Here is a 10,880-nt window from a genome sequence, read left to right as displayed (position 1 = left end):
AGCCGCAGCTCTTCTACCGAAAACAGGTGGTCAATTTATAGCGAAATCACCTGGTCAATTTGCTCCGAAATGCAGTGGTCAGCTTGTAGCGAAATGGAGTGGTCAATATCAGCGAAATCTCCAGTCATTAACGAAATGACCGCTTAAGAATTCAGTGCGGACAAATCTTTACTCAATCCAATACAGAAAGCAGTGTGGAAACATTCAAATCGGGTAAATCTATGGCAAAAAATATGGCAGGCAGAAAAAATAAAAGGGTCGCACTTATGTACAACCCTCTGATTTTCAATGTGACCGCGTCAGGATTCAAACCTGAAACCTTCTGATCCGTAGTCAGATGCTCTATTCAGTTGAGCTACGCAGCCATTTATTTTCGGGCTGCAAATATAGGGTGTATTTTACTTTCAAAAAAACTTCCGTTGCTTTTGTTATCCATTTTTATTTTTATAAAACATTTTTATACCAAAAACATGGAAACCTCCGCTATTATCCCAATTCTAAGAATATTTGATGTTGCCAAAGCTAAAGAGTTTTACATAGACTGGCTGGAGTTTACCATAGATTGGGAACATACGTTTGATGCGCATGCGCCGGTGTATATGCAAATATCAAAGGGAACGGCCGTCTTCCACCTGAGCGAGCATTATGGCGATGGTACACCCGGCGCAGGCATTTTTATATGGTGCACCGGGCTGGAAGCATATCAGCAGCAGTTACTTAACAAAAATTATAAATACTTCCATCCCGGCCTGGAAACCACTTTTTACCATTCGCTCTGCATGAATGTAATTGACCCGTTTGGTAACAAACTGTCTTTCAACGAAAAGCTGAATGAAACAGAAAACTGATTTTTGTCCAAAAAACCGGCTGCAAAGCAGCATTGTGCTATAATCTGCTATCTTCGTTTTATGGTTATCAATTTAAGCGATCAGCATAGCTTAGTCACCAACTGGATAAGTGAACTGCGCAACACCGATGTGCAGACCGACCGGATGCGCTTTCGCAGAAATCTGGAACGCATTGGCGAGGTAGCCGCCTACGAAATAAGCAAAATATTGCCGTGGCACACCGTAGAAGTGCAAACGCCGCTTGGGTTGCACAACAGTAAAATGCTTATGGAGCAACCGGTACTTGCCACTATTTTACGCGCCGGACTACCGCTTCATCAGGGATTGCTTAACTTTTTTGATAAAGCCGATAACGCATTTATCACTGCCTACCGCAAACATAAGCGGGATGGCAGCTTTGATATTGCCGTAGAATATATGAGCGCACCATCGCTTGAAGGGCGCATTGTGATCATCAGCGACCCAATGCTGGCTACCGGCGCTTCGCTGGTAAAAACGATAGCCCGCATACAAACCGAAGGCACACCGGCAGCCATACACATCGTTACGGCCATTGCCGCCGTTACCGGTATAGAACTGGTGCAGCGCGAAGTGGGAGCGGACGTACAAATATGGTGCGGTGATGTGGACGAAGAACTGACCGCTAAAGGCTATATTGTACCTGGACTTGGCGATGCCGGCGACCTTGCCTATGGCAGCAAAAACCAGTTTTGAAAAAAGTTGTATAAATATATATTAAGGAGAGCATTTGAGCGTTAAAAACAAATAGTAATTTTACCTTATAATAAACTGCGTAATGAGGAGCATCTTTTTTTTGGTTGTGTGTGTGCTGATGGCTATAAGCAGCTTTGCACAAGACCCGCATTTTTCCCAATTTTTTGCCTCGCCGCTTACACTTAACCCGGCGCTTACCGGCAAATTCAATGGCGATGTGCGCATTGCGGGCAATTACCGCAATCAATGGCCAACCATCAACCGGGCATTTACTACGGGAACGGTATCTGCCGATTTTCATATTCTTCGCAACAAAATTTCTGAAGTAGATACCTGGGGCGTAGGTATTATGGCGCTCACCGATCAAAGTGCCGCCGGCGCCGTAAAGTTTAATTATGCTGCAATTTCTACTGCTTTTCATAAAGGATTAGACGAAAACGGGTATAAGCAAATCGGAATCGGGTTTCAGGGTACCTATTCCAATATGATGATTAACACTTCCAAGCTCACTTTTGAAGACCAGTTGCGTCCCGATGGTTTTACCGGCATTACCAGCGAAACCTTTAATGGCAGCACTTTAAAAAGAAGTTATTTCGATTTAAATACCGGCATTTTATTTTCATCTTCTGTTACCGAAAGAGATAATTTTTATGCAGGTGTAAGTTTATATCATGTTACAAGGCCAAGGCAGCAATTCACCGATACCGGCTATTTTGTACTCAATCCGCGCATCACACTACAGGCGGGCGGTTTTTTGCCGGTTGGCGAACAAATGACGCTGCATCTGAGTGCGCTGCATAGTATGCAAGCCGGTGCGCATGAAACAGTGGTGGGCGGCGCCATGCAAATTCCGGCTGGTGACCCCGAAACACAGGAGAACCCGGTGAGTTTTTTCGCAGGTTTGTGGTACAGGTTAAATGATGCCTTCATCCCATATGTGGGGCTTGATTACAGCGATTTTAGCCTTGGTGTAACGTATGATGTTAATACATCCGATTTAAAAACCGCCTCCAACAGCCGCGGCGGTATTGAAATTTCATTGATATATATTAAAAAACCGGCATCGAGCAAAGGCTTGCCTTGCCCGAGGTTTTAGTATTTTTTATTCCAGTTCTGCCAAAATTGCCAACTCTTATAAGGGACGCCTCTGTGGCGTTCTTTTTTGTAAGCTTATTTTTTCCGGAAACTACTACTGCTGCACATAAGCCTTAAGCTCATAGCTCCAAGCTTGCATCTTGTTTCTTGAACTTGTCTCTTACATCTTATCTCTCGTATTTCCTATCTTGCGCCTATGTTTACGGGCATTATAGAAACAACCGGAAAAGTTTTGGCTGCCGAACAGCAAGGCTCCAATGCCGTTTTCTGGATACAAAGTAATATCTCCAATGAGTTGAAAATAGACCAGAGCATTAGTCATAACGGCATTTGCCTTACTGTGGACCAACTGCAACCAGATGCGCACCGCGTAACAGCTATTGCAGAAACACTCACTAAGACCAATGCGGGCAGTTGGAAAGAAGGTGATTTAATCAATATAGAACGGTGTATGCCCATGAATGGCAGGCTCGATGGACACATCGTGCAAGGGCACGTAGATGCAACAGCGGTTTGTACCGAAATAAAAACCTTAGCCGGTAGCTGGGAATACCGTTTTCGGTTTGATAAACAGTTTGCCGCGCTGATGATAGAAAAAGGTTCGGTTTGTGTAAATGGGATCTCTCTTACGGCTTTCCATGTTACCGGCGACCATTTTACCGTAGCTATCATCCCTTATACCTACTCGCACACCAATATCCAACAGGTACGGGAAGGCAGCCTGGTAAATATAGAGTTTGATGTTATTGGCAAATACATCCAGCGTATTGCTTCTCTTAACCAACTATCCCAATGAACCCTTTTCCATCGGTAGGTATTGCTATTTTAAACTGGAACGGCCGGCATTTTTTACAAACTTTATTGCCACTGCTGCAACAGCTAAATTATCCCCATTACACCGTTTATGTAATAGATAACCATAGCACCGATGATTCAGTCCTTTTTTTAAAGAATAACTTTCCTGCGGTAAAAATCATTGTACTTGACGACAATTATGGCTTCGCAAAAGGCTACAATCTGGGCTTGGCTGCCATAGAAGAAGATTATTATTTAATGCTCAATTCGGATGTGGAAGTAGGAAAAGACTTGCTGCAACCGATGGTGGCAATGATGGAAAGTGACCCAAAAATCGCCATTTGCCAGCCCAAAGTGTTGGCACTCCGCAATAAGGAATATTTTGAACATGCCGGTGCCGCCGGTGGTATGATAGATATACTGGGCTATCCGTTTTGCAGAGGAAGAATTTTTGATACGGTAGAAAAAGATGATGGTCAATACAACAATGCGCAGCAGGTATTTTGGGCTACCGGCACCTGTTGTCTCATCCGCAAAGAAGCCTACAGGCAGATACAGGGCATGTACAACTACTATTTCATGCACATGGAAGAAATAGATATGTGCTGGCGGCTGAACAGTGCCGGGTACAAAATCATGTATTGTCCGCAATCAATAGTATATCATTTAGGTGGCGGTTCATTACCGTATCAGTCGGCTGCCAAGACCTATTATAATTTCAGGAACAATATTATCATGTGCTACCGCAATTCGCCGTGGTATGTCAACTGCTGGCTGTTGCCCTTGCGTTTTTTGATGGATGTAGCGGCAGCCCTGCAATTTGCTGCTAGTGGAAATAGTGCTAACACAAAAGTTATTGGAAGAGCGTATGTGCATTTTTTTAAGTGGTTGCTCAGTAAAGAAAAAGAAACTGCAACCATAAAAAAGTCGCTCTCAAGCCTGGCAGGTGTGTTGCACAAGAGTATAGTATGGCAGTATTACGTACGTAAAAAGAAGCGCTATACCGACATAGTAAAATAAATAAACCTGCAAAATAATTGCGCATTTTGCAGGTTTATTATTAATGAGGAAAGCCGTTATTCATTATTAGAGCTGCTGCCGGGCTTTACCAGACCCAACTTAGCTTCGAGGCTCAAGGTGGCGTGCGGCACAGCGCGGAGACGTGCTTTGTCTATTAGCTTGCCGGTTACGCGGCAAATGCCGTACGTTTTATTTTCAATACGTATCAACGCTTTTTCCAGGTGGTCAATATAGGTAATCTGGCGGCTTGCCATCTGGCTCAGTTGCTCGCGCTCCATACTCATACTGCCATCTTCCATCGTCATATAACGGTTATCCGTCTCATCGCCGCCCAGATGGTCTTTGCGGGTAATTAATCCCTGCAAATAAGCCAGTTCTTTTTTAGCAGCATCTAACTTCTTATTAATGAGTTCTTTAAATTCATTTAAATCATTATCATTATAACGTACTAAAGGTTCGTTGCCTTTTTTGTTATCGCCTTCGAGGCGCTGGTCCAAAGGTTTATATTCCGGCTGATAAGGTACGGATGTTTTAACGGATGTTTTGGGTGCTTTTACTTCTTTTGTTGTCGGTTCTGCTACTTTTTTAGGCATTGATTTGTTTTCAGGTTTGGCAGCTTCTGTAGCTGCAATGTGCTTGTCTCCTTTCACCGCCTGTTTTGCAGGCGTCTTCTTCTGTTGAACAGCCTGTGCTTTAGGCTGCTTCTTAGTATCTTGTTTTGCTGGCATTACTTTAGTTCCCGATTTTTTAGTGCTCTTTGCTTCTTTCTTTACCACCGGTTTTTGCTGCGCCGTTTTCTTTACAGGCTGTTGTGCCGCCGCTTTTTTAGCAGCAGTTTTTGCTGTAGCCTTTTTTGTGGCAGGCGCTTGTTTAGTGACCTTTTTTGCTGCAGTTGTAGCCGCTTTTTTAGGTGCTGCTTTTTTCGTAGCCATATGGAAGCTTATGATTTTTTTAGTACATTGATTTTCAGCGGCGTATCGTTGATGTCAATATTAATGCCATCATGGATTTCGGGCACCCAATCGATAGAATCTGCCAAAATTTCGGCGCAAATATAGCTTTTAAATTGATTAAGAGATTTCCTTAACTTTTCATTTTCTACTATATATACCGAGAGGCGGTCTGTTAGTTCAAAATCCTTGTCTTTGCGAAGATTCTGAATACGATTGATGAATTCCCGCGCATCACCTTCACTGCGCAAATCATCGGTAATTGTAATATCTAATGCTACTGTAATATTGCCTTTTGTGGCAACGCTCCAGCCCGGAATATCTTCTGCCGTTATTTCCACTTCCGGGAGTGTAATAGTAATAACTTCCCCATTTACGTCGAACGGAAATTGCCCGTTTTGTTCCAGCGCGGCAATATCATGCTGGCTCATTTTGCTAATGAGATTAGCGACAGCCTTCATATTGGCGCCCAGCCTTGCGCCGAGTGCTTTGAAGTTGGGTTTTACTTTTTTATTAATAATCCCTTCTGTTTCGGTAAGATATGCTATTTCTTTCACATTCACTTCTGCTTTTATTAAATCTTCTACTTTTTGCAGTTGTGCCTGCATAGCCGGGTTTAATACCGGAATTAATACCTTTTGTAAAGGCTGCCTTACCTTGATGTTTAGCTTTTTGCGAAGCGATAATACTAATGAGGAAACATCCTGCGCCAGTTGCATCCGTTCTTCCAGGGCTGTATCTATCGCATGGTCATTTGCCAGCGGAAAACGGGTTAAATGAACAGCATCTGCCTTTTCTTTTTTAGATGTATTATTGAGATTTCTAAAAATCGCATCGCTGAAAAACGGCGAAATAGGCGCAATCAGTTTTACCACCGTTTCCAGACATTCATATAATGTTTGATAAGCACTGATCTTATCCTGCTCGTATTCACCTTTCCAAAAGCGGCGGCGGCACAAGCGCACGTACCAGTTGCTTAAATATTCATCTACAAACTGCTCTATAGCGCGACCGGCAATAGTTGGCTCATAATCATCCATGGCTGCCGATACATTCTTAATTAATGTATTGAGTGCCGATAAAATCCAGCGATCTATCTCCGGTCTTTCTGCCAATGGAATGTAGGGTTCCGAAAAATCGAAGCCATCCACATTGGCATACAAGGCAAAAAACTGGTAAGTATTGTATAAAGTGCCGAAAAATTTACGCTGTACTTCCTTAATGCCCTGCAGGTCGAACTTCAGGTTGTCCCACGGCGAGGCATTGGTAATTAAGTACCAGCGGGTTGCATCGGCACCAAAGGTTTCAATGGTTTCAAACGGATTGATGACATTACCGAGTCGCTTACTCATTTTGTTGCCGTTCTTATCCAGCACCAAACCGTTGGATACTACATTTTTATAGGCAACGGAGTCAAAAAGCATTACGGCAATGGCGTGTAAAGTATAAAACCAGCCACGGGTTTGGTCAACGCCTTCGCAAATGAAATCTGCGGGAAAAGCTTTACGCTCATCAATCTGGTCACGATTTTCAAATGGATAATGCTGCTGCGCATACGGCATGGCGCCGCTGTCAAACCACACGTCCACCAGGTCGGGCACCCGCTTCATTGGTTTGCCCGAAGGACTTACGAGGATGATTTCATCTACCAATGGTTTATGCAGGTCGAGATTGTCAGTAGTTAGTTGTGAATTGTGCGTGTTTAAAACCTTATCGGCTTCAGCGGCTTTTTCCTTTAATTCCGCAATGGAACCAATGCATATTTCTTCTTTGCCATCTTCGGTACGCCAGATGGGCAGCGGTGTACCCCAGTAACGGCTACGGCTCAGGTTCCAGTCTACCATATTCTCCAGCCAGTTGCCAAAGCGACCTTCACCGGTAGATTTTGGTTTCCAGTTGATGGTCTTATTCAGTTCCACCATCCGGTCTTTGCAAGCGGTGGTTCGGATAAACCAGGCATCCAGCGGGTAGTACAACACCGGCTTATCGGTACGCCAGCAATGCGGATAGCTGTGTTCGTATTTTTCTACCTTAAAAGCACGACCTTCTTTTTTCAGCTTTACGCAGATGTCCACATTTACATCCACGTAGTCTTTTTCGTCCACATAATCCTTTACATAGCGGTTGCTGAATTCCCCCAAGCCATCCACAAACTTGCCTTGCCTGTCCACCAGCGTGAGTATGCCAATGTTGTATTTTTTGCCAACGCGAAAGTCATCGGCACCAAATGCCGGTGCTGTGTGTACAATGCCGGTACCATCCTCGGTAGTTACAAAATCTCCGAGCAGCACGCGGAAAGGTTGTGCACCCGGTGTGATTTCTTCAATTTTTTCTATGGAATTTGCTTCAAAAGGAAGTAATTGCTCATACCGCAAACCTTCCAAATCTTTGCCTTTGAATTCAGTAAGTATCTGCCATTCTAATATTTTATTTTTTAATTGACTGTTTTCATCTCTGGTATTGTCGTTAGAAAAGTACTTTGCAGCACCTACATTAATTGTTTCTGGTTTTCCAAAGCCACTTAAATCAAGATACTTTCCTAATAATGTCTTTGCCAACACCACATTTACCGGCTGATGCGTGTAAGGATTGAATGTTTTTACTAACACATAATCTATATTAGCACCTACTGTCAATCCCAGATTGGAAGGTAACGTCCACGGTGTAGTTGTCCAGGCGAGGAAGAATATGTCTTGTGAAAAACTGCTATCTAAAGCGGAGAACAGAAAATGGGCTTTTTCATTTTCCACCGCCTTAAACATCGCCACACAGCTTGTGTCTTTTACCTCTTTGTAGCAGCCGGGCTGGTTCAGCTCGTGCGAGCTTAAGCCGGTGCCTGCAGCAGGAGAATACGGCTGAATGCTTACGCTTTCGTACAGCAAACCTTTATCATACAACTGGCTCAGCAGCCACCAAAGCGTTTCAATATATGTATTGTCGAAGGTGATATACGGATGTTCCAGATCCACCCAATAACCCATTTTGCGGGTGAGTTCGTCCCATTTATCTTTATAACGGAGCACTGCCTCGCGGCACTTGGCATTGTACTCGGCAACGCTTATTTCTTTGCCAATATCTTCTTTAGTAATGCCCAATTCTTTCTCTACACCCAATTCTACCGGCAAGCCATGCGTGTCCCAGCCGCCTTTGCGCTCTACTTTAAAGCCTTGCATGGTTTTGTAGCGGCACACCAAATCTTTAAGTGTACGCGAAATAACGTGGTGAATGCCGGGCATACCATTAGCGCTCGGCGGACCTTCGTAAAAAACGAAAGGTGTAGCGCCGGCGCGGTCTTCCACGCTTTTTTCAAAAGTGTTTTCCCTGTTCCATTTCTCCAGTATGTCCTGCTCAATAGCGGGCAGGTTGAGTTGCGAAAACTCCTTGTACTTTACGCTCATATATTGCTCCGTAAAAATATCGGCTTAAAAAAATGGCTGCAAAGTTACGCAAATCTGTCCACGAAAAGTATAGTAAAGGGTTGTTAAGTGTTGCAGGTAAATAGACAGCCAGGGTATGAATATTTATACCATCTTCAAAGATGTGCTATACTATAAGTTGTAGGCGGAAAGGTTGAAACTTAAAGCCAGACGTAGAATTCTACTGTCTAATTGAAAATGGTACAATAAAGTACAACAGGCAGGAATAATAATGACCAAAAGGAATTAAAAGAGATTTTTAAAGCCATTGACACGGCGGAAAACTATATCATGTTATTATTTCCCCTTTTTCGAAGTCTTGTATTCGTCATTTAGCAGCCCTACAATATCCGGCGTTATATTGCGCAGCGTGTCTTTGTAATATAAATAATCGTCGCTGCTGGTAGCAAATACATACGCATAGCCTTTGCTTTTGCAGTAGGTTTTCAAAAAATCCTGAATACGTTGTTTTACATTTTGCATTTTTTGCATATACAGCGTGTTCATTTCCTGCCCAAGTTCCTGCTGACGTTGTTCATAGTTATTTTGCAGATTGCGTAATTCCTGCTCAAAGTTGCTTTGGTCGGTTTGGCTCATCGTAGCACCCTTCTGGTTGTACTCTTTCAGTTTATTCATGTAGCTGGTGCGGATGTTATCGAGTTGCTTGGTGCGTTGAGCTTCCTGTTTGTTCAATTCCTCACGTACTTCTTTAAAATAGGTATAGTGTTCCTGCAACGAATCCAACTCGAAATAAGCAATTTTAAAACTATTGGCAACTGCCGCATTGGCTTCCTTCACGTGTTGCTGATCTTCCTTGCGGTACTGAGAGAAAGTATAATACAGAAAGCCAACAGCAGCAATCAGAATGACATTTAATATGAGTAAAACTTTATTCATCTGCTCCAAACAAATTATAAAAAATGAAGGTAAAAGGATTAGGGGCAAAAGAATGTTAAATCAGCTACCCTGCAAAGTGATAAGTGATTTATTTAGTGCTTTTTTAAAACAAATTTCTCAAACGCATTGTTCCCATTATTCAGGCATATTTTTTCAAAATATTTTTTGCGTTGCCATAATAATGCCCGCCAAATAAAAGCAGGTGTACCAATAGCGGATACAACTGGCAGATATCCACGCGGCTGCGCCAGCCTTCCTCTAAAGGAAATGCTTCATTATATGCGCTATAAAAACGGGCGTCAAAACCGCCGAACAGTAAAGTCATGGCAATATCCATCTCGCGGTGGCCGTAGTAAACCGCGGGGTCGTAAACGGCTGCTTCACCTTTTACCGTAAACATATAGTTCCCGCTCCATAAGTCGCCGTGCAGGAGGGCTGGTGGTTCTTCGGGCATCAAAGCGGACAATTTATTGTAAAGCCGTTCTGCCAGTTGTATATCATCCTTAGTGCATTTATGCTGGTCATATGCTTGCTGCATCAGTGGCATTATGCGCTGTTGAGCATAAAACGATACCCAGGTAGTTGCGGCAGTATTGTTTTGCGGCACAGTGCCAATGTAATTATTATCATTTAGCCCAAAATACGGCTGTGTATGTTGATGCAATTGCGCCAGCCCGGTAGCTAAATGCTGCCAAAGACCTTTGCTTTCGATACCTTTTTCCAGGTATTCCATCAGCAAAAAGCTTTGCTGCCCGTAAGTGCCGTACACAATTGGTTGTGGTATGGTAAGGCTGGTATTGGCTATGCGCAATAGTTGTAGTCCATCCCTTTCTTTTAGGAGCATACCGGCTGCGGCAATGGTATTAAGCTTTACAAAAAAATTTTCTGTATTGGTGGTTAACAGATAGGTGGCATTAATATCACCTCCGAATACCTGATGGCTGGCTGTAATTAGTACGGTTTTGTTTAGTATGCAGCTGAGTTCTGATTGAAAATGTTGTAATAATGCAGCTTTCAAAATGGTATTAATTGTGTAGTGGTTAGCAGTAAAAGCATACGCCTATAATTAGGAACGTTGCAAAATAAAAATAAATATCCTGGATAAATGGAGGCTGAATAGCTTCAAATTTTTTGCACTTATGTTA

The 10,880-nt window shown here is 43.1% G+C and carries 9 protein-coding genes and 1 tRNA gene; 5 read left to right on the top strand and 5 right to left on the bottom strand.

The window, feature by feature from the left end; translation table 11 throughout:
* Positions 1-291: 291 nt before the first annotated feature.
* Positions 292-365, bottom strand: a tRNA-Arg gene (locus tag FC093_RS20500).
* A gap of 105 nt (positions 366-470) precedes the next feature.
* Here FC093_RS20500 and FC093_RS20495 point away from each other — a divergent pair.
* The 5 genes from FC093_RS20495 (at position 471) to FC093_RS20475 (ending at position 4,472) form a co-directional block, all read left to right on the top strand.
* Complete coding sequence (locus FC093_RS20495) at positions 471-848, top strand: glyoxalase superfamily protein (protein WP_137263681.1); 378 nt, start codon at positions 471-473, stop codon at positions 846-848.
* Positions 849-908: 60 nt separating this feature from the next.
* Entirely contained in the window at positions 909-1,562 is a 654-nt protein-coding gene (gene upp, locus FC093_RS20490; protein WP_137263680.1) for a uracil phosphoribosyltransferase, read from the top strand.
* 82 nt (positions 1,563-1,644) lie between these two features.
* Positions 1,645-2,658, top strand: a complete 1,014-nt coding sequence (locus FC093_RS20485; RefSeq protein ID WP_137263679.1) for a PorP/SprF family type IX secretion system membrane protein — start codon at positions 1,645-1,647, stop codon at positions 2,656-2,658.
* Between the two features lie 195 nt (positions 2,659-2,853).
* Entirely contained in the window at positions 2,854-3,453 is a 600-nt protein-coding gene (locus FC093_RS20480; protein WP_137263678.1) for a riboflavin synthase, read from the top strand.
* Positions 3,450-4,472: a glycosyltransferase family 2 protein gene (locus FC093_RS20475; RefSeq protein WP_137263677.1), complete on the top strand. Its 1,023-nt coding sequence runs from the start codon at positions 3,450-3,452 to the stop codon at positions 4,470-4,472. The genes FC093_RS20480 and FC093_RS20475 overlap by 4 nt, the downstream gene beginning before the upstream one ends.
* A 56-nt stretch (positions 4,473-4,528) precedes the next feature.
* Here FC093_RS20475 and FC093_RS20470 read toward each other — a convergent pair whose 3' ends face one another.
* From FC093_RS20470 to FC093_RS20455, 4 genes are all read right to left on the bottom strand, one after another.
* Positions 4,529-5,404 carry a TraR/DksA C4-type zinc finger protein gene (locus FC093_RS20470; protein WP_137263676.1) on the bottom strand — a complete coding sequence of 292 codons (876 nt, stop codon included), beginning with the start codon at positions 5,402-5,404 and terminating at the stop codon, positions 4,529-4,531.
* A gap of 8 nt (positions 5,405-5,412) precedes the next feature.
* A complete protein-coding gene (gene ileS, locus FC093_RS20465; protein WP_137263675.1) occupies positions 5,413-8,820 on the bottom strand; it encodes an isoleucine--tRNA ligase in 3,408 nt (1,135 codons plus the stop codon).
* A gap of 315 nt (positions 8,821-9,135) precedes the next feature.
* Positions 9,136-9,735, bottom strand: coding sequence for an OmpH family outer membrane protein (locus FC093_RS20460; protein ID WP_137263674.1), 600 nt, complete (start codon positions 9,733-9,735; stop codon positions 9,136-9,138).
* 139 nt (positions 9,736-9,874) lie between these two features.
* Positions 9,875-10,753, bottom strand: a complete 879-nt coding sequence (locus FC093_RS20455) for a fructosamine kinase family protein (protein WP_170971172.1) — start codon at positions 10,751-10,753, stop codon at positions 9,875-9,877.
* Positions 10,754-10,880: the final 127 nt, after the last annotated feature.

The sequence above is a fragment of the Ilyomonas limi genome, assembly GCF_005233845.1.
GTDB classification, from domain to species: domain Bacteria; phylum Bacteroidota; class Bacteroidia; order Chitinophagales; family Chitinophagaceae; genus Ilyomonas; species Ilyomonas limi.
This window is presented reverse-complemented; position numbering and strand designations above follow the sequence as displayed.